Origin of the sequence: Paenibacillus sp. FSL R7-0273, from assembly GCF_000758625.1 — a bacterium.
Classification (GTDB): Bacteria; Bacillota; Bacilli; order Paenibacillales; family Paenibacillaceae; genus Paenibacillus_AQ.
Genome location: NZ_CP009283.1, coordinates 3,167,265 through 3,192,408 on the forward strand (window position 1 = coordinate 3,167,265; position 25,144 = coordinate 3,192,408).

Sequence of the window (25,144 nt, forward strand, 5' to 3'; positions counted from 1 at the left end):
GCTACATCTGCTCCCTGCTGTAGATCCGGTACTGCTTAGGTGACATTCCGAATCTTCCGCGGAACAGCCGGTGAAAATAAGTATAGTTGGCGAAACCGCAGGTTTCTGATACATGCTCCAGCGGCATCGGGCTGAAGGTAATGCGCTCACGGGCCATTTCAAGCCGTACCTCATTCACATACTTAACTATGGTGGTGCCAAACGCTTCCTTGAACAGATGCACAGCGCGGGAGACTGAAATATCCGCATAATCTGCCACATCCTCGAGCCGGAAGGGGATCGCGGCATGCTCCTCCACATACTGCTTCATCCGGTAAGCAAGGTAGCCCTTGGGCGAGATTGCCCGCTGCTCTGTCATCAGCCTGTCAATTTCCATACATAGAATCTGCAGGTAACACGCTGTGATCTCCGGCGAATTCTCTGAGAGGCGCCGCTGCTCCAGGACAAGCTGGCGGAACAGGCCGAGGAAATGCTCGGTCAGCGGCAGGCTCAGCACGGCAGGGCGCTGTTTCCGGCTCCACCATGCCTCAATCCACGGCCCGCCGCAAAAAATATGGTAATCCCCGCTTTCCACCCGCGGTTTACCGGCTGCGTAGGTTTCCTTATCGATGCTTAGGTAGTAGGGATCGTGGGGGGCAAACAGCATTAAATCGCCTGCTTCTACAGGAGAGAGGACACCGTCAATCCGGGTCCGGCTGCGTCCTTCGGTCTGCAGGCGGAGCAGATAATTCTGCACTCCGTCCGCCCGGGACATGTGAAACGGCTTACGGTGAAAGGAAAATCCCGCTGTAAAAACGTGGCAAGGTGCGGTGTAAGTCATGGGTCCTCCTGAGTGACAGAAATGATAGCAAGATTGTTCATGTTTGAATCATATTATTCATTTTATTATATACGCTTTCATATTACCATGTAGCTATGCAAAAGCATAGACAGAAGGAAAAGGAGGCTGTGTTGCGGCTCCAGGAGCTACATAAGCAGTTAGGGACAGTGGAGAGTACTGATGCAAAGGAAACAGGGCAATATACAAGAACAGCCCTTTTGTTCAGGTGGCCGTACCGGCCTGTCTGAGCTTGTCTGATATAGGACAACATGATTGATGCACACATCAACTCTATTATGAACGGGAGCGGGAACTATGTTAAAGGTGGGTCTGCAGCTTTATACGCTTAGAGAAGAACTGGAACAGGATTTCGAAGGAACGCTGCGAAAGGTTGCAGCTCTGGGATACACAGGCGTGGAGTTTTTCCATTACTTTGGCCGGACCGCCGAGCAGGTAAAAAGCCTGCTGGATAAGACCGGACTTGCCGTGCTGGGGGCACACCGTCCGTACGATGCTATGCTGAATGATACAGAGGAAGAAATCCGCTTCAATCTGGCAATCGGCAACCGCAATCTGATAATCCCTTTTCTGACCGAAGAGCAGCGTAACTGGCCAGAGGTAGCTGCTAACCTCCGTGTAATCGGTGAGAAATGCCGGGAGCAGGGTGCAGTGCTGTCTTACCATAATCATGACTTTGAATTTACAGAATCATACGGAGAGCGGACTGCCTTTGACGGGATATTCGAAGAGGTGCCGGCGGACGTACTGCAGGTCGAAATGGATACCGCTTGGGTTCATTTCGCCGGATATGATCCAATAGCTTACATCCGGAAATATGCAGGCCGCCTGCCGATCATCCATCTGAAGGATGTAAAGAAGCTTGAAGACGGCTCGCCTGAAACGGTTGTACTGGGTGAAGGGGAAGTGAATCTTCCGGGTATTCTGGAAGCTGCTGCTGAAGCAGGCGTTGAATGGGCTGTTGTCGAGCAGGATTTCTGCAGCCGCTCACCGCTGGCAAGTGTTGAGGACAGCTTAAACTGGGTAAAAGCTTACGCTAATCAAGGGGGAAAAGTTCATGTCTAACAACAAACACAAAATCGCTATTATCGGCTGCGGAGGGATCGCAAACGGCAAGCATATGCCAAGCCTGTCCCGCCAGGCGGATGCCGAAATGGTAGCCTTCTGCGATATCGTTGAAGAACGCGCACAGGAAGCCGCTGATAAATATGGTGCTGAAGGCGCTGCAGTATATACGGATTTCCGCGAGCTGCTGGCAGCAGGCGGCTTTGACATCGTGCATGTATGTACACCAAATGACAGCCATTCCGAAATTACGGTAGCCGCGCTCGAAGCCGGAAATCATGTTATGTGTGAGAAGCCGATGGCTAAGACTACTGCCCAGGCCCGGGAAATGCTTGATGCTGCCCGCCGTACCGGCAAGAAGCTTTCGATTGCCTACCAGAACCGTTTCCGTTCAGACAGCGAATATCTGAAGGGGATGTGCGAATCCGGTGAGCTGGGCGACATCTATTACGGTAAAGCGATTGCTCTGCGCCGCCGTGCTGTTCCTACCTGGGGCGTATTCCTGGATGAAGAGAAGCAGGGCGGAGGCCCGCTGATCGATATCGGTACGCATGCCCTTGACCTGACGCTGTGGCTGATGGACAATTACAAGCCGCGCATGGTGGTAGGATCGACCTTCCACAAGCTGGGACAGCGCAAGAATGCCGCTAATGCCTTCGGTCCGTGGGACCCGGAGCAATTCAAGGTTGAGGATTCCGCTTTCGGTTTCATTACAATGGAGAATGGCGCAACGATCTCACTGGAATCCAGCTGGGCGCTAAATGTGTCCGAGTTCGGCGAAGCCAAGACACTGCTGGCCGGCACTGAGGGCGGGGCTGATATGAAGGACGGCCTGCGGATTAACGGCGAACGTGCCGGACGCCTGTTCGAAACCAAGGTTGACCTCTCCTCCGGCGGTGTTGCCTTCTATAGCGGCTCTGCAGAAACAGAAGCTGACCGTGAGGCCCGCCTGTGGCTGGAAGCGGTAAGAGAAGACAAGGATCCGGTTGTCAAGCCCGAGCAGGCGCTTGTCGTAACCCAGATTCTTGAGGCTGTATATGAGTCGGCTCGTACCGGCCGTGCCGTATATTTTGACGGCAGCTCGGATAACTGATAAATGAAGACGGACGGAACCCTGAATCTTGAGCGCAGGGTTCTGTCTGCAGTCAGGAAACATTAGACAAACAGGAGTGGAATCCATGAGCTTTAATAAACATTCTGTAGTAATCGTCGGCTATGGCGGCATGGGAAGCTATCACGGCCAATTAATCAGCAGTAATGAAAATCTTGAGGTGGCAGGGACATTTGACCTGCTGGAAACCCGTCGCCAGGCTTCTGTTGAAGCCGGCTATAAAGCTTACGGAAGCTATGAGGAAGTGCTGGGAGATCCTGCTGTAGAGGTAGTGCTGATTGCTACGCCTAACGATGTGCATAAAGATATTGCTGTGCGTGCACTGCAGGCCGGCAAGCATGTCGTCTGCGAGAAGCCTGTAGCTATGTCCTCTGCTGAGCTTACGGAAATGATTGCGGCTGCAGAAGCGGCCGGACGGGTGCTGATGGTCCACCAGAACAGACGCTGGGATGAGGATTTCCGGATTATCAAGCAGATGTATGAGACAGAGACAATCGGTACGCTGTTCCAGATCGAATCCCGCGTTCACGGGGCGAACGGCATCCCGGGCGACTGGCGGCATGTCAAGGCGCAGGGCGGCGGCATGCTGCTGGACTGGGGCGTGCATCTGCTGGATCAGCTGCTGTTCATGATTGACAGCAGGGTGGTCAGCGTCTCCAGCACCCTGAGCTATATCCTGGGCAATGATGTGGATGACGGCTTTGAGGCTGTGCTGCAGTTCGAAAACGGCATCAAGGCTATCGTTGAGGTGGGGACGACCAACTTCATTACACTGCCGAGATGGTACGTGAAGGGGCTTGAAGGATCAGCTGTCATTGAGGACTGGTCACTTACCGGTAAGATCATTACCCGCAACAATGAAGCCGAGCACCGCGAACCGACTCCGATCCGTGCGGGCGTTGGCTTAACGAAGACAATGGCCCCGCCATCAGAGGGCTCTACCATAACAGGCGTGCTGCCTCCGGCATTTGAGCTGCCGGACGGGTTCTACAGCAATTTCGTTGCTGTAATAGAGGGCACGGCTGAACCGATTGTGAAGAATGCGGAAGTGCTGCGTGTGCAGAACCTGATTGAAGCGATTTTTGCAGCAGCTGAGCAAAACGAGGTTATTAAGAATTTCGATACCTACGGGGCTTAAATATTTCACCACATATAATGATGAGAGGCGGCAGGTCAATGAAACTTGGCGTATTTATGGTGCTTTTCGGCGGTCGCAAGCTGGAGGACGCGCTGGACTATGTAGTTTCCAAAGGGCTTAAGGCAGTTGAGATCGGAACAGGAGGATATCCGGGCAACAGCCACTGCGACCCTAAGCAGCTGCTGGAGGACGAAGCGGCGCTTAACGAATTCAAGCAGCAGATCGAATCCCGCGGACTGATTATCAGTGCGCTGAGCTGCCATGGTAACCCGCTGCATCCGCAGAAGGAGCTCGCGCAGAAGGACCACGAGGATCTGGTGAATTCCATCAGGCTGGCACAGAAGCTCGGTGTACCGGTAGTTAACACGTTCTCCGGCTGTCCGGGGGACCATGAGGGTGCCAAGTATCCGAACTGGCCGGTTGCCCCGTGGCCGAATGATTATCAGGAGATTCTGACCTGGCAATGGGAGCAGAAGGTCATTCCTTATTGGAAGGAAATGGCGGACTTCGCGACTGAGCACGGAGTAAAGATCGGTCTGGAGCTGCACGGCGGCTTCTCCGTTCACACACCGGCTACCTTGCTGCGCCTGAGAGAGGCTGCAGGAGATGCCATCGGAGCTAACCTTGATCCAAGCCATATGTGGTGGCAGGGCATCGATCCTGTGCAGGCGATTCATATTCTCGGCAGAGCAGGGGCGATCCATCATTTCCACGCCAAGGATACGGTTATTGACCCGGTTAATGTTAACAAGCATGGCCTGACTGACATGCAGCCGTACACCAATATGCTGGACCGTGCCTGGCAGTTCCGCTCCGTGGGCTACGGGCATGATGTGAAAACCTGGGCTGATATGATCAGCGCACTGCGTCTTGTCGGCTACGATTATGTAGTGAGCATTGAGCATGAGGACGGCCTGATGTCGATTGAAGAGGGCTTCTCCAAAGCAGTGGATAATCTCCGCCAGGTGCTGATTGAAGAGCCGCTTGGAGAGATGTGGTGGGTGTAACGGCCGGTGGAGAGCTTTACTAAGGTTAAGCTGACCGGCAGTCAGCTGAGGGCTGCGGTGCAGTCGGCTTTTGGTGAAGATCGTGTTATTGTCTCAGCTGCAGAGCTGACCGGCGGATTTTTTAACACAGCTTATGATCTGGAGCTTGAGGACGGAAGACAGGTTATTCTGAAGGTTGCCCCCTCTGATGAAACCTTTACACTAAGCTATGAAAAGAACATCATGGCTGCTGAAGTAGAAGCACTCCGCCTTGTGGCAGCAGACGGTCGGATTCCGGTCCCCGCTGTATACAGCTATGATGACAGCCGGAGTGTTATCCCAAGCCCTTATTTTTTTATGGAAAAGGTTTACGGGCAGCCCTACAGTGAGGCGAAAGAAGGCTATTCAGCTGTCGAGCAGGCTGAGATTGAAAGAGAGCTGGGCCGGTATCAGCGCCTGATTAACGGAATTGCCGGACCAAGGTTCGGACTGTTCGCGCAGGCTGCTTATGAAGGTACGGAGAGCTGGCGGGAGGCGTTCACCGGGATGCTCCGCACCCTGCTGGAGGACGCCAGGGAGCTTAAGGTGGCTTTGCCTGCGGAGGAAGAAGAGATTTGGCAGCTGCTGGAGCATTATCTTCCCGCTCTGGATGAGGTAACAGAACCGCGGCTGATCCATTGGGATCTGTGGAACGGCAATTTGTTTGTACAAAGCGGGCAGATCGTCTCTATCATTGACTGGGAGCGGGCATTGTGGGGCGATGTGCTGATGGAATATTATTTCAGGCATTTTGAGCATTCCCGGCCCTTTTATGAAGGCTACGGGCAGAGCTTCGGCAGTCCGGGAGAGCGTCTGCGCATTAAGCTGTATGATTTTTATCTGGACCTGATTATGAGGGTTGAATGTGACTCGCGCCAGTATAAAGACGAGAATCACATACACTGGGCTTCGGAGAATCTGAAAGAGAGCTGGAAATCCTTTAGCGCTCTGGACAGCAGTCCGGAAGCATGATTGCAGAAAGGCCGGTCCGTCATCTGCGGAGCCCGGCCTTCTTGTGTGGAGATATGTGGAAGTTTATCCGCCTAATATTGGTTAGGGACAGTGACCACAGGGTCTGTGTCAGCCTCATAATCTATCCCTGCGGTCTCAAAGCCGAACAGCTGAAAGAACTCCTCACGGTAACCGCGCAGATCGGACAGCTCATTAACAGTTCCGGTATCCAGCTGCGGCCACAGCCGGTCCACTTCTGCCTGAACGGCAGCCTCCAGCTCATGGTCGTCAATCCGGATACGGCCAGTCTCATCAACCGGAGTGCCTCCGGGTGCATATAGGCGTTCGTTGAACAGACGGTAAGCCTGCTCAATGCATCCTTCATGGGTGCCCTGTTCCTTCATGATTCTGTAAAGGAGTGAGATGTAGAGCGGGACTACCGGCAAGGCGGAGCTGGACTGCGTAACCAGACCTTTGCTGACTGCCACATAGGCTCTGCCGCCGCCCGGAGCAAGCTGGCTGTCCAGCAGGCGGGCCGTCTCCTCCAGATGGTCTTTAGCACGCCCTATAGTACCCTTGCGGTAAATTTCCTGTGTCAGCTCGGGCCCGATGTAGGAGAACGCCAGTGTTGTGGCATTGTCAGCCAGAACTCCGGCTGCTTTCAGGCTGTCGATCCACAGCTGCCAGTCTTCACCGCCCATGACTTGAACGGTATCCTCAATTTCCTGGTTTGAGGCAGGTTCTACGGTAACCTGTGTGACTTCGCCGGTATGAAAATTGACGGTCTTATTGGTATAGGGCTCACCGATCGGCTTTAGTGCGGAATTGTAAACCTGCCCGGTTACAGGGTCTGTCCGGCGGCCGGTAGCTACGCTGTAAATTACCAGGTCCACCTGTCCCAGCTCACGCCGGATCAGCTCAGCTGTACGCTCCTTAGTTTCCCGGGTGAAGGCATCGCCGCATACGCTGAAGGAGCGCAAACCGGCCTTCAGAGCCGCCTGTTCAAAGGCGGCCGAATTATACCAGCCTGCAGATGCGGTGCGTGTCCCGCTAGCTGTACTTGGGCGGTAGACGCCGACAGTTGCAGCTCCGGAACCAAAGGCAGCAGCGATCCTGGACGCAAGCCCGTAGCCGGTTGAGGCTCCAATTACCAGTACACTTCGCGGACCGTTTATTGCCGGGCTTTTCCGGATATACTCAATCTGCTTCTGAACCTGCTGTGCACAGCCTACCGGATGGGCGGTTGTACATATAAAGCCCCGTGTTCTTGGTTTAATAATCATTTTGGAATCATTCCTTTCCGGGGAGCTGTGAAATAACATTCAGTATGACGTAACGGCAGTAGTATAATAGTGAGTATACGGCCTGACAGGTGAGCTTGTACAACCGGGAATACACATATTGCTTTTCCTGCATGATTTTACACGTTTGGGACAGAGTAATTTAATAACAGCGAGCATAACTGACATGCATTGTATGATTCATTTTCAGAAAAGCACTTGACTAAGAGGCATAATGATAGATAAAATATTACTTATTGCCTATTCTATTTAATGAGAATTATTTCGTACTTTTGAAAAGAGCAGAGAGGGTGACAGGATGGAGCGCCTTTTAGAGGTAAAGGACCTAGCAATTTCATTCAAAACACGCGGCGGAGAAGTACAAGCTATCCGTGGTGTTAACTTTCATGTAAATAAAGGTGAAACACTGGCGATTGTTGGCGAATCCGGTTCCGGTAAAAGTGTAACCTCCCAGGCTGTTATGAAGCTCGTACCGCAGCCGGCGGGAGAATACAAACGCGGTCAGATCTTGTTCGACGGACAAGAACTGATTACGAAGACAGAGAAGCAGATGCAGAAAATCCGCGGCAAGGAGATCGGAATGATTTTCCAGGATCCGATGACCTCGCTGAATCCGATGATGAAGGTCGGCAAGCAGATTACTGAAGTACTGTTCAAGCACGAAAAGATGAGCAAAGATGCTGCCTATAAACGGGGGGTTGAACTGCTTAGCCTCGTGGGAATTCCTTCCCCGGAACGCCGTTTCCAGCAGTATCCGCATGAATTCTCCGGCGGTATGCGTCAGCGTGTTGTAATTGCTATGGCACTTGCAGCTAACCCGAAGCTGCTGATTGCCGATGAGCCGACGACTGCCCTGGACGTAACGATTCAGGCACAGATTCTGGATCTCATGAAAGACCTGCAGAAGAAGATTAATACCGCAATTATTTTCATTACCCATGACCTCGGTGTAGTTGCGAGAATGGCTGACCGTGTGGCCGTTATGTATGCCGGACAGATTGTAGAGACGGGAACTGCGGAAGAAATTTTCTATGATCCTAGACACCCGTATACCTGGGGTCTGCTTGCATCCATGCCAAGCCTGGACAGCAAGGGCTCTATGCTGACTGCCATCCCGGGAACACCTCCCGATCTGATCAAGCCGCCTAAGGGGGATGCCTTTGCCCTGCGCAGCACCTATGCAATGGCGATTGATATGGAGAAGGAGCCTCCGACGTATAAGGTTTCCGATTCTCACCTGGTAAAATCCTGGCTGATGCACCCGATGGCTCCGGCCGTTGAGCCGCCGGCGGTTGTGAAGAAGAGACAGCGTGTATTGCCGAATGTATATCCGGAGCCTGTATTGGTTGAAGCCGGCGCAGTGCATTAATTATACGCTTTTGTAGCATAATAATAGGATTAGCGTCAGGCCGTTATGCGGCTTGGCGCTTTTTTGTTACCATGCTGCCGCTTTTATTTTAAATGAATATGAAATAATATTAATATGTCTAAATAAAACTATTGACTATTTCCTCATTCAGCAGCAAAATGTAAGGGTATACATAGGAGGGTGGATCATGAAAAAACGTGCTATAGCTACATTGTTATTGCTTACTGTATTATCAGGCTGCAGCGGAGGAGGAGACAGTGTGCCACAGTTTGAAAATGTTTCAGTGCATGACCCGTCTGTCATCAAGGCTGACGGTATGTATTATGTATTCGGCTCTCACCTTGCATCAGCCAAATCAAAGGATCTGATGGCATGGGAGCAGATTTCCTCTGTTGTGGAGGACGGCAATGTGCTTATTCCTAATGTTACAGAGGAGCTTAGTGAGACCTTCAGCTGGGCGCAGTCAGACACCTTATGGGCAGCGGATGTTATCCAGCTTGCGGACGGTAAGTTCTACATGTATTACAATGCCTGCCGAGGGGATTCGCCGTTGTCGGCGATGGGTATCGCTGTCTCAGACAAGATTGAAGGGCCATATAAGAACCAGGGGATTATTCTGAAATCCGGAATGGCCGGTGTTGGCGATGACGGAGAAATTTACGATGCGACACAGAAGCCGAATGTTGTGGATCCGGATGTGTTTTTTGATAAGGACGGCAAGCTGTGGATGGTATACGGATCATACTCCGGCGGGATTTTTATTCTGGAGCTTGATCCGGCAAGCGGCTTCCCGCTTCCGGACCAGGGCTACGGCAAGAAGCTGCTCGGGGCAAATCATGCCCGGATTGAAGGCCCGTATATGCTGTATAGTCCGGAGACTGAATACTACTATCTGTTTCTCTCATTCGGCGGCCTGGATGCGAACGGCGGATATAATATCCGGGTAGCCCGGTCCAAGAATCCGGATGGCCCGTTTGAGGATTCTTCCGGCCAGTCCATGCTTGATGCAATCGGAAATCCGGACAAGCTGTTTGACGATCCTTTCTATTCGCCTTATGGAGTAAAGCTTATGGGGAATTTTGAATTTATGAACACCGGTTCTGAGCTGCAGGCTGCCGGAGAAGGCTATGTGTCCCCAGGCCATAATTCAGCTTATTACGATGACAAAAGCGGCAAGTATTATCTGATCTTCCATACGCGGTTCCCTTACCGCGGCGAGGCGCATGAAGTGCGGGTGCACCAGATGTTCATGAATGAACAGGGCTGGCCGGTTGTCGCACCGCACCGTTACGGAGGGGAGAAGATCGGCAGCTACAGCGCAAAGGATATTGTAGGAGAGTACAAATATATTAATCACGGCCGGGATATTACTGCAGAGCTTGTCCAGTCAGAGCTGATTGAGCTGACAGCGGATGGCAGCGTAACGGGTGCAGTCTCAGGTACATGGAGACTGGACAGTGATCATACGGCTACCCTCACGGTTGATGGTGTGGAGTTCAGCGGAGTATTCCTTCAGGAATGGAATGAGGCTGTGAACGGGAATGTGATGACCTTTACCGCCTTATCCGGTGATGGAACGGCCATTTGGGGCAGTCATGTATTTGGCGGAGACAGTAAATAAAGCAGCGTAAAGCTGGATTTAACGAGAGCCGGCCGCTCACCGCAGATTAAGCGGTGAGCGGCCGGCTGTTTGAATATCACATATGCTTCCGCAGCACAATAACCGCATTGTGCCCGCCGAAGCCGAACGAGTTGGATATTCCGGTAACGAGCTCGGCTGTCCGGGCAGTATTCGGCACATAATCCAGATCACAGTCCGGGTCAGGGGTCGCCTGGTTGATCGTAGGCGGGATTAAGCCCTCCCCGATACTCTTAATCAAAGCGACAGCCTCCAGGCCCCCGGCGGCCCCGAGGGTATGGCCTGTCATCGATTTGTTGGCTGTAATGGGAATCCGGTATGCGGCCTCCCCGAACAGGCGTTTAATGGCTGCCGTCTCCGACCGGTCACCAATCAGCGTGCTGGTTGCATGTGCACTGATCAGGTCTACATCCTCAGGCCGGACTCCAGCTTCGCGTAAGGCTGACTTCATAGCCAGGTAGGCACCTGTGCCTTCTGGATGAGTCGCGACCATATGATAGGCATCCGAGCTTGCTCCGTAGCCGGTAACCTCGGCATAGATGAAGGCATTCCGGCGCAGGGCATGTGACAGCGACTCCAGAATCAGGATGGCTCCGCCTTCTCCGATGACGAAGCCGTCCCGGCTGCCGTCAAACGGCCGGCTGGCCTTGCCCGGCTCGTCATTGCGGGCTGAAAGGGAGGTGGCGTTGCCGAAGCTGGCCAGCGAGATCTCAGTAACAGCCGCTTCGGCCCCGCCGGCTATTACACAGTCTGCCCCGCCGTAACGGATCAGCCGGAAGGCTTCACCGATTGCGGTATTTCCGATGGAGCAGGCGGTAACCGGCGAAAGGGCCGGGCCCAGAGCGCCGAACCGGATGCTGATCATCGCCGCCGCCATGTTGGAGATCAGCATCGGAATAAGGGTGGGGCTGACTCTTTCCGGCCCGCGCGTTCTGAGCAGGTCAGCCTGCTCCATGAGTGTCTGAATGCCGCCGACGCCTGAGCCTACATATACTCCCAGCCTTTCCCGGTCAATGGCCTCCAGCCGCAGGCCTGAATCAGCCCAGGCATCTTCGGCAGCTGCCAGCGCAAACTGGGTGAACCGGTCCATCCGGCGGGCTTCCTTGCGGCCAAACCGGCCTTCCGGATCAAAGTCTGTGACTTGTCCGGCAATCTTGCTTTTATAACGGGCTGTATCAAATGAAGTTATCGGAGAAATGCCTGACTCCCCTGAGCTTAAACGATCCCAAAACTGCTCTACAGTGTTGCCAAGCGGTGAAATGACTCCCATTCCGGTTATAACTACACGTTCCATATGAATCCTCCCAGCAGTCCTCTGATTTCCCTAAGGGGTATAAATTGTATTTTTTCACTTTCCTTATCCTATTACAAGTTGTAGGTTATACTAGTATAAATACTACTATTATAACGCTGCGCATAGGAAGGCCGGGGATGAGAATGACCAACGAAACAAGACTGCAGGCACTGTCAGGCTTTTTGAAATCACGCCGGGCCGCCATTACCCCTGCTTCAGCCGGACTGCCGGAAGGCACCCGCAGAAGAACACCGGGGCTGAGGCGTGAAGAGGTTGCACAGCTGGCGGGCGTGAGCAGCACGTGGTACACCTGGCTTGAACAGGGAAGAGATATTAAGGTATCGCCATCCGTCCTGGATTGCATTGCTGCGGCACTTAAGCTTACCAAGGATGAGCGGAATTATCTGTTTGCTCTGGCACTCGACAACGGTCCGGGTCCGGCAGCCTATCAGCTGGAAGAGTCAACGGTAATCAGCCCCTCCCTGCACAAAATCCTGCAGGAGCTTACTACCTGCCCGACCATCATATCAGACCGTCACTGCAATATTGTCGGCTGGAATGAGGCCGCAGCCCATGTGTTTCTTGACTTCGCTGCACTACCGGCGGAAGGGCGCAACATGATTTCCCTCCTGTTCGTCCGCAAGGAATTTCAGCGGCTGGCGGTGAACTGGGAGCAGTTTGTCAGGGGGTATCTGTCTATTTTCCGGGCATATTACGGCCAGTATGTGGAGGACCGCTGGTATGATGATTTCATCGCGGACATGAAGCTGCGGCATCCCCGGTTTCAGGAGCTGTGGGAGGAGAGCAGGGTCAGCAGTGCGCCGGATGTAGTGCTTGAATTCCGCCATGCTAAAGCCGGAAAAATGCTGTTCCAGCTCACCTCTCTGCAGGTTCATGGGACTACAGACTTACGCTGCAGCATCTATACGCCGGCAGCTGATTCCAATACGGAGGCCAAGCTCCGGCAGCTGATGGGTTAATCCATTTTTCAGTGATAAAAAAAATTAATGCATTCATAAAAAACTATAAATATGCAATATCGTAAATCCGGCATATACTCCTTATATGATGTTAACTTTAGTACGACCGGAAAAGGAGTATGTAACAATGGCAAAGGTAACCGGATTAGAAGGTGTAGTAGCTGGTGAAACAGATATCGGGCTGGTGGACGGCGAGAAGGGATATCTGGTCTACCGCGGATATTGGGCGAAGGAGCTTGCTGTAAGCAAGAGCTATGAGGAGGTTGCATACCTGCTGTGGAACAGCCGTCTGCCGGATGCAGAGGAGCTGGCCCAGCTTAAGCAGGAGATGTCGGCAGCCAGAGCGATCCCGGATTATTTGAAAAAAATGATAGATTTGCTTCCGCCGTCTATTCCGATGATGCTCGTCCTGCAGAGTGCAGTGGCAGCTCTGGGGGACAAGGACAACGCAACATGGCCGCCGACACTGAAGCAGGCAATCCGCCTGACCTCGGTTCTGCCGACGATCATTGCCTACAGATACCGCAGCTTAAATAACCTGCCTGAAGTGGAACCGTCAGCAAAGCTGGGGCATGCGGCGAACTACCTGTATATGCTGAACGGAAGCATTCCTGAGCAGGCACATGTACAAGCGCTCAGCGCCTACCAGATCCTCTGCATGGAGCACGGGATGAATGCCTCAACCTTTGCCTCCAGAGTCGTCCTGTCAACAGAATCGGATATGTGCGCTGCCGTCTGCGGGGCAATCGGGGCGATGAAGGGGCCGCTGCACGGAGGCGCACCTTCAGAGGTTATCACCATGCTGGAGGAGATCGGCACGATGGACCGGGCTGAGCCTTGGATCCGCAGCGTGCTTGAGAGCCGGGGCAAAATTATGGGCTTCGGCCACCGGATCTACAAGACAAAGGACCCGCGGGCAGAAGCGCTGATGATTGCGACACAGGAGATGATCGGCAAGGACGCTTCCTTCGATCTGGCTATCCATGTGGAGCATACAGCCATCCGGCTGCTGGAGGAATACAAGCCGGGCCGCCGGCTGTACACCAATGTTGAGTTCTACGCGGCGGCCATTCTCAAGGCGCTCCAGCTGGACCCGGATATTTTTACGCCGACCTTTACGGCGGGCAGAATCGTCGGCTGGACCTCGCATATTCTGGAGCAGGCTGCAAGCAACCGGATTTTCCGCCCGCAATCCGTATACACAGGGCCTATGCCGGAGACAGAAGCCGAGGTTGTATAACGGATCAGCCTGCTATAACAACACGAAACCCCTGGCCGCTTAAGCGGACAGGGGTCTTTTTTTGAAGGAGGAGGATTATGAGCGAGTATGGCGGATACTCTGGTCATATTATTTTAAATACTGAAAGTTAGAAATCTGATGTTGCAACTTGGATAAAGCCAAAGGTTGCGCCGGCAGCAGTGCTTCGCAATGCAGCAACAAGCAGATGCGCCAGCTGGATGGTGAGACTGTCAAACGGCGGGATCGTGTAGGTTACAATAGGAGCGTTGACAGCGTACAGCACCAGATCAACCGGAAAAGCGGAGTTATTCTGGACTGTAACAGCAGCATTTGCCCCGCCGTTTAAATTTTCATAGTACGATTTGCCGACTCCCGCCGGCAGGTTGAAGAATTGTTGCGGCAATAAAATAGCCATGTTCATGACCTCCTTTTGCATTTGATAGATTATCATATTCAACGAATCTATTAAATGCTGATACGGATGTCTTAGGAGGTTCGCACATTCTTATAGTGAAGGGCAAAGCCGAAGGCTGTACCGAGAAGGGACATTGCCGCTACACTCAGGAAAAAGATTTTGCCGCCAAAAGTCCCGTAAAGCGCACCGCCGGCATAGGAGGCCAGGATGCCCGAGACACCAAAGAACAGCAGTGCGAGTACGGTCTGTCCTGTAGCCCGCCATTCCTCGGGGACGATGCTGTACAGATATTGAATGGCAGCGGAATAAAATACCGGAAAGGTCAGCACCTGCAAAATCTGCAGATAAGCCAGCACCTGTGGGTCTGATATCCAGGCTGAAAGGAAGAAGCGGACAAAGTAAAAGAATCCGGCAAATGTGATTATAATCAGCTCTTTACCCTGGCGCAGCCACCGGAAGCTGAGGGCGAATACTACAATTTCACTGATGGCCGCCAGAAAAAACGACTGGCCGACGAGCGCGGAGCCTCCGCCCAGCTCCAAAATATGTACACCCAGAAAGGTATCATTCATTCTGGCCGGTACAGAGCAGATAAAGATAAGCAGCAGAAACAGCAGGGTCTCCTTGTTTTTGAGGAACTGCTTAAGGCTGCCAAGTGTCACGGGCTTACCTGAGACAGGGGCGTCCGGTATCCTCCAGCTGATTGCAAAGCCTGCGATACAGCTGCCGGCGAACAGCAGTCCCAGGCCGTGCGCGCCAAAGGAATTTAAGACATAGCCGGTAAGAAGCGCCATGATTCCATAGCCGAGAGCACCATAGGTACGGATGGAGCCGTAGCTTATACCGTGTGCCTCAGCAATCCGGAAATTCAGGCTTTCGGTCAGCGGATCAATGGGCATCAGGAAGAAATACAGCAGCATTGCAAACAGCACCAGCAGGATGTAACTGCCGGAAGCGTATAAAAAGTAACCGGTCACCGCTGAGCACAAGAGAAGCAGCAGCAGTACCTTGCGGATTGTCCGGGTTCTGTCACTGATCATTCCCCAGAGCGGCTGGGCAATAATGGTTATGAAGCCGCCTGTGCCGATAACGAGGCCGGTCTGTCCCGGAGTCAGGCCCTGCATATCCAGAAAGACGGGCAGGAAGGGAATAAACATCGCCAGCAGGGCAAAGTACAAAAAGTTAAAGCTCCTGAGCATTCCTGGAGTATTCATAGATTAACGATCCTCACATTTCTCTGAATTGAAAAGCAATAGCCCAGTTATTGTATCATGCCTCCGTAATCTCTGACAGCCGATAATATGGTACACTGTATTAGTTCAACTATTCATAATCTATTTCTAATTCATATATTTAAATATAAGGAGAATGAGCATGATTAAGCTGGTATCCTGGAATGTAAACGGCCTGAGAGCCTGTGTCGGCAAGGGCTTTAATGAATATTTTAAGGAAAGTGCTGCAGATATTTTTTGTGTACAGGAGACGAAGCTGCAGGAAGGCCAGATTTCTCTGGATCAGGGAGAGGAATACTATCAGTTCTGGAATTATGCGCAGAAAAAGGGATACTCGGGAACAGCGGTTTTTACCAGAATCAAGCCGCTTTCGGTAAGATACGGGCTGGAGGAGGACTCAGAACCCGAAGGCCGTGTTATAACGCTGGAATTTGACGGCTTTTATCTGGTTAATGTCTATACGCCCAACGCCAAGCGTGATCTGACACGCCTCGATTACCGGATGGAATGGGAGGAACGCTTCCGCGGCTATCTTCTGGAGCTGGACAGGCTGAAGCCGGTGCTGGTCTGCGGAGACCTTAATGTTGCCCATGCTGATATTGATCTGAAAAATGCCAAAGCCAACCGCGGAAATTCAGGCTTTACCGATGAAGAACGCGCCAAAATGACCACATTGCTGGAGGCAGGCTTCATTGATACGTTCCGGTTCTTTTATCCGGAGACAGAAGGTGCGTATACATGGTGGTCCTATATGCCAAAAGTGAGGGAGCGGAATGTCGGCTGGCGGATAGATTATTTCCTGGCTTCCTCACGGCTTGCTCCGCAGCTGATCGATGCCTCTATCGATTGTAATGTGCTGGGCAGCGATCATTGTCCGGTTGTCCTTAAGATAAACGAGTTAGCCAAATAATCTATTACGTGTAAAAGCGGCCATGCCTCCCGGAAAGGGTTGTCATGGCCGCTTTTATTGTGAGCATTCAGTTCAGGGCAGGCTGCTTACGGCTGGAGCTAGCCTCTGGTCTAGAAAAGACTAGGCCCTTTTATGAAAACAGGCGGGGCGGATAACGCCGCTGTGCGGCCTGCTCGAAACCTGATGCAATCCGGATCAGGACCGGCTCACTGAAGGCGGTACCGCAGAAGGTTACTCCGTGCGGGCCTTTTGTAGTATAGCCACCGGGAGTCACACCTCCCTCTGCTGCATAACCGGCAGGGACGGTGATGAGCGGATAACCGGCCCTGGCCGCAATATCTGTCCCATGGAAGCCGGGGAACATCAAAGCGTCCAGCTGGTGCCTGGATATGGCATAATCAATTCCCTGTTCCCTTGCCAAGCCGCGGGATATCTGAAGCTCCTTCAGGTACTGCTCCTCTGTAATGCCGTCACCGGACTGTTCCAGCCATTCCAGAGTTCCCTGGCCGTATTTCAGCGCTTTGTCACTGTGCTCGAGATTATATTTAATTAGCTCACTCAAGCTATGTACGGGAACATGCCCGGCAAGTCCGGACAAATACTGGTTCAGGCCTCTTTTGAATTCATATTGCAGCATAACCGGACTCCAATCGCTGTTAAGACAAGGCAGCTCTACAGGATCAATGATTACAGCGCCGTTAGCAGCCAATGTGGCGATTGCGCCGTTCATAATCTCCAGTACATCCGGATGCAGCTCCTGATAGACGGCTCCGGGAATGCCGATGCGCATACCCTGCAGACCCTGCGGATCAAGAAAAGCTGTATAATCAGCCGGCACCGGTACTTGGCCGGTGCCCTGATCCGCTGCCGGGGAAGCGGCAGGACCGGCCATAGCTCCCAGCAGCAAGGCGGCATCAGCAACAGTTCTGGCCAGCGGACCGGCTGTATCCTGACTGCTGATGCCGGGGATGATTCCGGCCATGCTGACTAATCCGGCAGTCGGCTTGATGCCGACTACACTGTTCTGGCTGGCCGGACCGATGATGGAGCCGGAGGTCTCGGTTCCAACGGCAGCAGCAACCAGATTGGCAGCTACGGAGGCCGCACTGCCTGAGCTTGAGCCGCCGACAAACAGCTCGCCGGGGCCATAAGGATTCAGGACCAGGCCGCCGCGGGAGCTGTAGCCTGCCCACATCCCGGGAGCCATGAAATTGGCCCATTCGGTCATGTTCGCCTTGCCGAGAATAACGGCACCGGCATCCCGCAGACGGCTGATAACCGCTGCATCCGCAGAGGCAAAGGAATTTGCCAAAGCAATGGAGCCTGCACTGGTATGAAGCTGATCTGCGGTATCAATATTGTCCTTGACCAGCAATGGGATTCCATGCAGGCTGCTGCGGGGGCCTGTAACCAGCCGCTCCTGGTCCAGCTGTCCGGCGGTCTCCAGCGCATCAGGATTCAGCTCAAGCACAGCATTAATTACATTGTCGTGCCTTCCGATCCGCTCAAGGTATAGCTGAACCAGCTGTACCGAAGTCAACGGGCCGCGGGCCATCTCCGCCTGCATGGAGGCAATATCCGCTTCTATAATCCATTTGCTCCAGTCCAGGACCGGGTTATTAACAGGAGAATTCTTTTGTTCCAAAGGACATCCGCTCCTTACTATTCAATAGTCTGCGACCGGAGCTCCGGCTCCGCCTGCAGCTGTCTTTCCGGCCAGGTTATCACATTTCGTGTTCCGCTCAGACGCTCATAGAACAGCTCTTTCTTGCGGAATATGCTGATGATGATATGGACGAGAAACAGGAAATCCGCTATCAGCACCACGCCCCGGGCAGTTGCGGCCAGCTCCTGGTCCAGCGCTGCAGCCAATGCTGAATCAAACAGGATGATGTTCATACCCGGCAGCACGCCATACAGCAGTCCGTATCTTACGGTCAGCCGCCACAGCCGCGGTGTATCCGGCTTGCCCTGCACGGTAATGCGCACCACCCATTTGCCCGGAGTCCGGCCTCGGGTCAGGCAGGGAATCAGCAGAAAATAGGTGATCAGTGTAATCCAGAAGGGTGCCGGTACAGGCAGCAGGCTGAGCAGCCCGGCAGCAGGCATCCATATACAGGCATCCAGTAAAAAGGCGATACCGCGGCGGGTAAAGGTAACCCGTTTTGCACTTAAATCCTCCTTGGCATCTAGCTGTTCGATCTGCGGGAGCAGACCGGAGATCCAGAGGGCGACACGGTACCCGATGATCCCGCCAAGTGTGTTGGTAATCAGATCATCTACATCAAACACCCGGTAGGGGTGATCGAAGATGCCGTATATTCCGGTAATCTGCGTAATCTCGAACAGCAGGGACAGGCTGAAGGAGAGCAGGATGCAGACTACCCATCTCGTGCGGAAATAATAGCCGAGAAACATACCGAACGGTACAGTCAGCAGCACATTAAATACAGCCTGATAAAATGCAGGCTCGCCCAGTACATTCACATAGGTGGACGGGGCATCTGCAGTAAAGCTGCGGCTGTGCAGAATCTCCTCAATGAACTGAAGGGGAGCAAGCTGCAGGCTCCCGCCCGTTGGAGCCAGATTGTGTCTGGTAGCGGGAAATGGCAGCATAATCAGAAACAAGGCATTCAATAAATAGAGCAGCAGCAGATACAGAAGGAGTCCGCGGAGCTTATGAATATACCCGTGCCGCCGGTACTGGACAATCAGAAAGGGCAGGGTAAACAGCAAGGCTGCAGCCGGAAAGGATAAGAATGCATAGGAAATCGGAAATAGATAGGATTGAAACATAGTCCACCTGCCGTTTGAAAATTTGCTTCACGCATACCTATACTTACCAGTCTCCCGGCCGGAATAATCAGCAGGGAGCTAAAACATAGCTGGTAATAAGGATGCACAAAGCCTAAGGAGCTTCCGGACAGAAGCCCTCCCGGGAGTTAGACGCTGGAATGGTTAGGATTCACTGCAGAGAACAGTAAGCCGGCTTATCTATTATAAATTTTGCCCGTAGCGCTTTCCATGGATTTATTCATTATAGTGATTCTCTGCGGCATACATATGTTAGGAGAGGAGCGTGAGCTGAATGGAAAAGAAGGTGCAGCAATACTATAAGCTCAAAACGAAGTATAAGGAGATCGAGAAGGAGCTTACAGAGCTCAGGCAGGAGATTATCGCCCACTGTGCCGCTTTGGGGGAGACCGAGGCGCTGATCGGCAGCTACAGGGTCAAACTGGTTACACAGAACCGTAAGGAATACGATGATGAAAAGCTGTATAATACGCTGGCAGATCCCCAGGTATGGCGGCTGCTGTCCAAGGCTGATCCTGCCAAGGTGGCCAGTCTGGCGAAGCTGAAGGTGATCGCAGAGGAGAAGCTCGCAGACACCTATTCCGTAAAGGAAATTACATTGCTGCAGGTGGATAAGCAATAAGGCCTGCAGCCCAGAATTTAGCGGAAGGCGGCTCCTGACCTGGGGCCGTCTTTTATTTTACACAGCATCAAATCCGGTACCCGCAACAACAGTAATCGCCATCCTGTGCTTTTTGCGTTAAAATAACTACTGGAGCTTTTATCGAGAAATGATAACAGAACAGACAGAGATGGAGGAAAAGGGAATATGAAGGATTTTGAGATCATGCTGGAGAAATATGCCGAGCTGGTGGTTAAGGTCGGAGTTAACGTGCAGCCCGGTCAGGTACTGATGGTGCATGCACCGCTTGAAACAGCAGAGCTTACCCGTCTGATCGTAGGCAAGGCGTACGAAGCCGGCGCTAAATATGTAATGGTGGATTGGGATGACGAGGCGGTTACGCGCATCCGTTATGAGAAGGCGCCTGAGGATTCGTTCAGCTATTATCCGCAGTGGCATGCCGATATGCTGGAAGGCTTTGCTGAAGAGGGCGGAGCGATTTTACATATTAAAGTACCAGACCCTGAGCTGTTCAACGGTATTGAGTCTGCCAAGGTCTCAACGGCTGTCAAAGCAGCTGCTATTGCCCGCAGGAACTACCAGAATTACACCCGCAGCAGCAAAATCAGCTGGTCGCTGATCAAGGCGCCGACCCGTGCCTGGGCGGATAAGGTGTTCGCCGATCTGCCGCAGGAGCAGCGGATCAATGCTATGTGGGAAGCGGTATTCCAGATGAACCGTGTAGGCAGCGAGGACCCGGTAGCAGCCTGGCGCGAGCATATTGCAGAGCTGAAGCTGAGCCAGGACCGGATGAACGCTAAGCGCTACAAAAGCCTGCACTACCGCGCACCCGGCACGGATCTCCATGTAGAGCTGCCTGAAGGACATCTGTGGCGCGGCGGCGGCGGCGAGAACGGCAGCGGGGTTTATTTTGTGGCGAATATGCCGACTGAAGAGATCTATACGATGCCGCTGCGGACAGGTGTAAACGGAACGGTTGCCAGTACGCTTCCGCTGAACCTCAACGGGCGTCTGGTCGACGGCATTTCGTTCACCTTCACGGACGGAAAGGTAACGTCTTATGATGCGGCCTCCGGCCGTGAGCATCTGACCACCCTGCTGGAAACGGATGAAGGTGCCTCCTATCTGGGCGAGGTCGCCCTGGTGCAGCATGATTCGCCGATTTCCCGCCTGAACAGAGTGTTCTATAACACCGGTATTGACGAAAATGCCTCCTGCCATTTCGCGCTGGGCAGCGCGTATCCGGTAAATATCGAAGGCGGCGTGGGCCTCAGCAGCGAGGAGCTGATTAAGCGCGGTGCTAATGTCAGCCTGACCCATGTTGACTTTATGATCGGCTCGGCCGAGCTTGAGATCGACGGGGAGCTGGCTGACGGAACTGTCGAGCCGGTATTCCGCAAAGGGAACTGGGTGCTGTAACGCAGGTTTGTAATGTGTATTTATTATAATAAGAAGAGCCTCCATGTCGGAGGCTCTTTTGAATTTGTCTGCAGGGAAAACTGTTTACGGGTGCTCTCCGTCTTATATTATGTAAGGCTGGAGAGAGGAGGGGGCTGGATGACAATGTCTGGCATAGAGATGAAAAGATTAACCGGCGCTGCCACCGGCGAGGAGATGAGGTTCTATGAAGCCGTAATGGAGCACAGCGCGCAGCTGTACCAGATTGCCTACAGCTATCTGGGGAACCGCAACGATGCACTGGAAGCGGTGCAGGAAAGCACCTGCCGGGCCTGGATCAAGCGGAAGACGCTGAAGGAGCCGGGGGCTTTTAAAGCATGGATTATCCGTATTCTGATCTACGTCTGTATCGATGAGCAGCGCAGAAGGAAGCGGAGCGTGCCGACACCGGACGAGCGGATGCAGGAGCCGGTCATGGTTCAGGACAACGGGCGGCTGGAGATGCGCTGGGCGCTTGAACAGGTCAAGCCGAAGTACCGGCATGTGCTGCTCCTCAAATACTATAACGACATGACACTCGGGGAGATTGCGGTGCTGCTGGACAAGCCTGAGGGCACGGTTAAAACCTGGCAGCATAAAGGGCTGAAGCAGCTTCGGGCAATTATAAAGGATCGGGGGGAGTGGAATGATTAACAGCAGGGAAGAGCAGATTATGCTGGAGGAAGCGGGCCAGATGCGGCAACAGCTTCAGGGAGAGACGGACACCCCTTATATCAGGCTGGCGGTTCAAAAAGGCATGGAAAGCGGAAAAAGCGGCAGTAAGCGGACTTCACTGATGAAAGGGACTGTGTACGGGCTGGCTGCGGCTGCGGCGGTTGCATTCGTGCTGTACCTCATTCCAGTATGGCACGCCGGTCAGCAGACTCCTGTAAATACCGGGCCGGTGGACTGGGGAGTGCTTGAGCCGTACAGGGAATTCAACAATTATGACATCAATGCGGCCACCTTTGAATCAGCGGTACGCAATGATTATGTTCAGCTGCTGGACAACGTGGCGGAAGCGGACGGATATCAGATTACCCTGAATGCGGTAACTGCCGATGAGAACCGGATTATTCTGTTATACACGGCAGAAACCTCGAACGATCAGGAAATTTACGGCTTCAGCAGCAGCAGAATGCTGGATGTTCAGACCGGGAGCCTGCTTAACCGTACCGGAGGGATCGGGGCACACGCCAAAATAAACGGTGAGGACGATTATCACAAATATTACGGAAAAAGCGAGTTTGAGCTGGACCGCAGCAAGCCTTTTCCGGAGCAGCTGGAGGCAGACTTCCTGATTGCTTCGGTCGATCCGGGCAAAATGGATGACCCCAAGACGGGCACCATTATGGCGGATATTCACTATTCTCCAAGAATCAAGCTTGCTATTAAGCTGGATCAGAAGTTCAAGGAGACGAAGACGGAAGTTTTATATCCCGATAAGAATTTTCAGATAGAAGGACATGAGGTTGTGCTGAGCCGCGTGGAAATCTCACCCTTGCTGATTAAGGCCAGGTATGAATTGAAGAATGAAGCGGATTATGAGTGGGAGATTCGGCGGAAAGTCTTTGAATACTTCTCTGGAATGGTAACAGCCCGCTCCGGTGCCGGAACAGTGCAGCTGCCTATGAGTATTGGAGCAGGACTGGCGGACGGCTATGAGCATATATTTTCCAGTAACCTGCTTGATGATCCTGATTCCCTCGTACTGGAGCTCAAAGCAGGCCAAGGAATCGGTATGTCGGTTAACCAGTTTGAGCTGCTAGAATAGTCAAAAGCCAAGCCCCCCGCTTGTAAGCGGGGGGCTTATGCTTGGAGCAGTATAGTGTGTTTAGCCCAAGGAAAGCTACGGTACCTAATTTCAACGGTAAATATTCGAGGGGCGGGTGGATGAGTGGAAATAACGGTAAAAGTCCCGTTGTTTTGCTGGAAAGTGGAGCGTATGGTGGAAATAAAGGTAAAAGTCCCGTTGTTTTACTGGAAAGTGGAGCGAATGGTGGAAATAACGGTAAAAGTCCCGTTGTTTTACTGGAAAGTAGACCGCGCAGGGTAATCAACGGAATTAATCCCTTTGACTAGCCACCTCCTTCGGCCACTCCTTCTCGAGAATAGAGTAGATCAGCTCATCGCACCATTCCTGGTTGCAGTATCTGGTTTCACGCAGGACTCCGTCCCTGGTCATGCCGGCCCGCTGCATTAGTCGCTCAGAGCGCTGGTTAGCGGCATTGGCATAGGCGACGATCCGGTGCGCGTTCAGCTGTGCAAAGGCATAGCCGATCAGCAGCCTGACCGCTTCTGTTGCATATCCCTCTCCCCAATACCGGGGAAGAAGCGCCCAGCCGATTTCCCATTCCCGGATGTCCTCCCAATTAAGCTTGATGCTGATCACTCCAAGCGGAGTCTCATCCGCAGCAAGGCAAACAGCCAGCTTGAAGGATTCACGGGGAACAGAGGCGGCATAAGCTAATGCCTTACCGAAATCCTCCGCAATCTGCGCAGCATCCGGGCGGCTGTTTTCGTATTTGGATGTCAGCTCATGGCCCTCCAGCTCAGCCCAAAATTCCCGGTCAGCCTCAGATAAATCTCTTAATAAGATTCGTTCACCGGTAATCTCCATTGCACTGCCCCCTTACCTAAATGTTGTTGTTAAACCGGAAGACCAGCTTGCTCCCGTTAAACGTATCTTCAAGCGCTTCGTGGTAATTTTGGCCCGTATAGCCTGCTACTGTCTTGCGCCAGAATTTCTGCCCGGTAATATTTTTGGCGGCCCGGTTCGTATGCAGCTCCCATACTCCTTTAAATTGTTCGAACACCTGGACAGCAGCCTGTCCGGCAAGGCCGGTTCCGCGGAACGGCTGAAGCACAAAAAACTCATTTACAAAATAATCAACCCCCGGTGCACAATGCGGCGGCGTTGCAATCAAGGCAAAGCCGGCAGGCACCAAATCTGCTCTAAACAGAAAAGGATACAGGCAGCCCGGCTTCTCCCACCAGATATTCTGGACATCATATTGCTGCGCCAGAGTCTGAATGTCGTGATCGTCCTCATAAATGCCATGCTCATTAAGGACCAGGCCGTCGTTCAGCCCGTAATGTCCGGATAGATCATGCAGGTAAAGCGGATATAGGTTTTTGATAATATGCGCTTCATGGGGTTCAGCGAGCTTCACTGTCAGATTCATATTAAGCCTGCTTTCATAAAAGTATAGGGTTTCGTTAATTTGTTCCAGAATAATCATCTATTCAATCCCCGCGCAAGGTAAAGTTTGTTTTAGAATAAACGCTACAGGATAAAGGCGGACTGGAAATGATAACGATTATCAATTAGAATATAAGATAGCTGCATATTCAACTAAAATAGCAGGGATAAACGGTGCAGAGCCTGCCAGCACACCCTATACACAGGAGGAATCATTGATGCTTATTCAGACAAGATCCATCGTAGTGGAAAAAGGACACAGCGCCCAAATCATAGAAAGATTCAGCGCACCGGGTCCGCTTGAGGAAATGCCGGGGCTGATTGATATCAGCGTTGCACTTAACAAAAAAGGCAAGGATAATGAAGAGGTTCTGATCGTGATCCGCTGGGAGTCCGAAGATGCCTGGAAAAACTGGGAGAAGAGTGATGCCCACCTCCAGGGCCACCGCAACAGCAGAGGACAGGAGAAGCCGGCATACATCCTGAGTACGGCTGTCAATATGTATGAGGTACAAAAGGTTAAAGAGGGCAAGGTTTACGAAAAGTAGAGTTACAGTGTTC

The 25,144-nt window shown here is 52.6% G+C and carries 25 protein-coding genes; 16 read left to right on the forward strand and 9 right to left on the reverse strand.

What is annotated here, in order from left to right; translation table 11 throughout:
* Position 1: 1 nt before the first annotated feature.
* Positions 2–820, reverse strand: coding sequence for an AraC family transcriptional regulator (locus tag R70723_RS13575; RefSeq protein ID WP_039872786.1), 819 nt, complete (start codon positions 818–820; stop codon positions 2–4).
* 315 nt (positions 821–1,135) lie between these two features.
* Here R70723_RS13575 and R70723_RS13580 point away from each other — a divergent pair, with 315 nt between their 5' ends.
* From R70723_RS13580 to R70723_RS13600, 5 genes are all read left to right on the forward strand, one after another.
* Complete coding sequence (locus R70723_RS13580; protein WP_039872788.1) at positions 1,136–1,903, forward strand: sugar phosphate isomerase/epimerase family protein; 768 nt, start codon at positions 1,136–1,138, stop codon at positions 1,901–1,903.
* Positions 1,896–2,996, forward strand: coding sequence for a Gfo/Idh/MocA family protein (locus R70723_RS13585; RefSeq protein ID WP_039872790.1), 1,101 nt, complete (start codon positions 1,896–1,898; stop codon positions 2,994–2,996). Before R70723_RS13580 ends, R70723_RS13585 begins: the two co-directional genes overlap by 8 nt.
* An 85-nt stretch (positions 2,997–3,081) precedes the next feature.
* Positions 3,082–4,152 carry a Gfo/Idh/MocA family protein gene (locus R70723_RS13590; RefSeq protein ID WP_039872793.1) on the forward strand — a complete coding sequence of 357 codons (1,071 nt, stop codon included), beginning with the start codon at positions 3,082–3,084 and terminating at the stop codon, positions 4,150–4,152.
* Between the two features lie 38 nt (positions 4,153–4,190).
* Complete coding sequence (locus R70723_RS13595) at positions 4,191–5,159, forward strand: sugar phosphate isomerase/epimerase family protein (protein ID WP_039872795.1); 969 nt, start codon at positions 4,191–4,193, stop codon at positions 5,157–5,159.
* Positions 5,160–5,165: 6 nt separating this feature from the next.
* Positions 5,166–6,149: a phosphotransferase family protein gene (locus tag R70723_RS13600; protein ID WP_047171123.1), complete on the forward strand. Its 984-nt coding sequence runs from the start codon at positions 5,166–5,168 to the stop codon at positions 6,147–6,149.
* Between the two features lie 71 nt (positions 6,150–6,220).
* Here the strand turns inward: R70723_RS13600 and fabV are convergent, their stop codons facing one another.
* On the reverse strand, positions 6,221–7,411 hold the full coding sequence (fabV, locus tag R70723_RS13605) for an enoyl-ACP reductase FabV (protein WP_039872797.1): 1,191 nt from the start codon (positions 7,409–7,411) through the stop codon (positions 6,221–6,223).
* Between the two features lie 316 nt (positions 7,412–7,727).
* On the opposite strand from fabV, the gene R70723_RS13610 reads away from it, so the two are divergent.
* Both R70723_RS13610 and R70723_RS13615 read left to right on the forward strand, forming a co-directional pair.
* The gene (locus R70723_RS13610) at positions 7,728–8,798 is read left to right on the forward strand and encodes an ABC transporter ATP-binding protein (protein WP_039872800.1); all 1,071 of its coding nucleotides are present in this window, start codon (positions 7,728–7,730) and stop codon (positions 8,796–8,798) included.
* Between the two features lie 187 nt (positions 8,799–8,985).
* A complete protein-coding gene (locus tag R70723_RS13615; protein WP_039872802.1) occupies positions 8,986–10,419 on the forward strand; it encodes an arabinan endo-1,5-alpha-L-arabinosidase AbnB in 1,434 nt (477 codons plus the stop codon).
* Positions 10,420–10,495: 76 nt separating this feature from the next.
* Here the strand turns inward: R70723_RS13615 and fabF are convergent, their stop codons facing one another.
* Positions 10,496–11,731 (reverse strand): beta-ketoacyl-ACP synthase II, encoded by a 1,236-nt coding sequence (fabF, locus tag R70723_RS13620; protein ID WP_039872803.1) that lies wholly within the window; start codon positions 11,729–11,731, stop codon positions 10,496–10,498.
* Between the two features lie 143 nt (positions 11,732–11,874).
* On the opposite strand from fabF, the gene R70723_RS13625 reads away from it, so the two are divergent.
* A complete protein-coding gene (locus tag R70723_RS13625) occupies positions 11,875–12,711 on the forward strand; it encodes a helix-turn-helix transcriptional regulator (protein WP_039878730.1) in 837 nt (278 codons plus the stop codon).
* Between the two features lie 127 nt (positions 12,712–12,838).
* Positions 12,839–13,951 (forward strand): citrate synthase/methylcitrate synthase, encoded by a 1,113-nt coding sequence (locus R70723_RS13630; protein WP_039872804.1) that lies wholly within the window; start codon positions 12,839–12,841, stop codon positions 13,949–13,951.
* Between the two features lie 127 nt (positions 13,952–14,078).
* Here R70723_RS13630 and R70723_RS13635 read toward each other — a convergent pair whose 3' ends face one another.
* Positions 14,079–14,366 (reverse strand): hypothetical protein, encoded by a 288-nt coding sequence (locus R70723_RS13635; RefSeq protein ID WP_039872805.1) that lies wholly within the window; start codon positions 14,364–14,366, stop codon positions 14,079–14,081.
* Between the two features lie 71 nt (positions 14,367–14,437).
* Entirely contained in the window at positions 14,438–15,580 is a 1,143-nt protein-coding gene (locus tag R70723_RS13640; protein ID WP_039872806.1) for an MFS transporter, read from the reverse strand.
* A 163-nt stretch (positions 15,581–15,743) separates the two neighbouring features.
* Between R70723_RS13640 and R70723_RS13645 the strand changes: the two genes are divergently transcribed.
* The gene (locus R70723_RS13645; RefSeq protein ID WP_039878732.1) at positions 15,744–16,508 is read left to right on the forward strand and encodes an exodeoxyribonuclease III; all 765 of its coding nucleotides are present in this window, start codon (positions 15,744–15,746) and stop codon (positions 16,506–16,508) included.
* A 130-nt stretch (positions 16,509–16,638) separates the two neighbouring features.
* Here R70723_RS13645 and R70723_RS13650 read toward each other — a convergent pair whose 3' ends face one another.
* Positions 16,639–18,153: an amidase family protein gene (locus R70723_RS13650; RefSeq protein WP_256704555.1), complete on the reverse strand. Its 1,515-nt coding sequence runs from the start codon at positions 18,151–18,153 to the stop codon at positions 16,639–16,641.
* A gap of 17 nt (positions 18,154–18,170) precedes the next feature.
* Complete coding sequence (locus R70723_RS13655) at positions 18,171–19,304, reverse strand: VanZ family protein (RefSeq protein WP_039872807.1); 1,134 nt, start codon at positions 19,302–19,304, stop codon at positions 18,171–18,173.
* 292 nt (positions 19,305–19,596) lie between these two features.
* Here R70723_RS13655 and R70723_RS13660 point away from each other — a divergent pair, with 292 nt between their 5' ends.
* From R70723_RS13660 to R70723_RS33395, 5 genes are all read left to right on the forward strand, one after another.
* Complete coding sequence (locus R70723_RS13660; RefSeq protein WP_039872808.1) at positions 19,597–19,944, forward strand: hypothetical protein; 348 nt, start codon at positions 19,597–19,599, stop codon at positions 19,942–19,944.
* A gap of 186 nt (positions 19,945–20,130) precedes the next feature.
* Entirely contained in the window at positions 20,131–21,363 is a 1,233-nt protein-coding gene (locus tag R70723_RS13665; protein ID WP_039872809.1) for an aminopeptidase, read from the forward strand.
* Between the two features lie 138 nt (positions 21,364–21,501).
* Positions 21,502–22,035, forward strand: a complete 534-nt coding sequence (locus R70723_RS13670) for a sigma-70 family RNA polymerase sigma factor (RefSeq protein ID WP_047171124.1) — start codon at positions 21,502–21,504, stop codon at positions 22,033–22,035.
* The gene (locus tag R70723_RS13675) at positions 22,028–23,155 is read left to right on the forward strand and encodes a DUF4179 domain-containing protein (protein ID WP_039872810.1); all 1,128 of its coding nucleotides are present in this window, start codon (positions 22,028–22,030) and stop codon (positions 23,153–23,155) included. Before R70723_RS13670 ends, R70723_RS13675 begins: the two co-directional genes overlap by 8 nt.
* 41 nt (positions 23,156–23,196) lie before the next feature.
* A complete protein-coding gene (locus R70723_RS33395; protein ID WP_144026942.1) occupies positions 23,197–23,463 on the forward strand; it encodes a hypothetical protein in 267 nt (88 codons plus the stop codon).
* Here R70723_RS33395 and R70723_RS13680 read toward each other — a convergent pair.
* Together R70723_RS13680 and R70723_RS13685 are read right to left on the reverse strand one after the other, a co-directional pair.
* Positions 23,447–24,001, reverse strand: coding sequence for a GNAT family N-acetyltransferase (locus tag R70723_RS13680; protein ID WP_039872811.1), 555 nt, complete (start codon positions 23,999–24,001; stop codon positions 23,447–23,449). The genes R70723_RS33395 and R70723_RS13680 overlap by 17 nt on opposite strands.
* 16 nt (positions 24,002–24,017) lie before the next feature.
* Positions 24,018–24,566 (reverse strand): hypothetical protein, encoded by a 549-nt coding sequence (locus R70723_RS13685; RefSeq protein ID WP_039878738.1) that lies wholly within the window; start codon positions 24,564–24,566, stop codon positions 24,018–24,020.
* Between the two features lie 235 nt (positions 24,567–24,801).
* Here R70723_RS13685 and R70723_RS13690 point away from each other — a divergent pair, with 235 nt between their 5' ends.
* Positions 24,802–25,131, forward strand: coding sequence for an antibiotic biosynthesis monooxygenase (locus tag R70723_RS13690; RefSeq protein WP_039872812.1), 330 nt, complete (start codon positions 24,802–24,804; stop codon positions 25,129–25,131).
* The last annotated feature ends 13 nt before the right edge of the window (positions 25,132–25,144 follow it).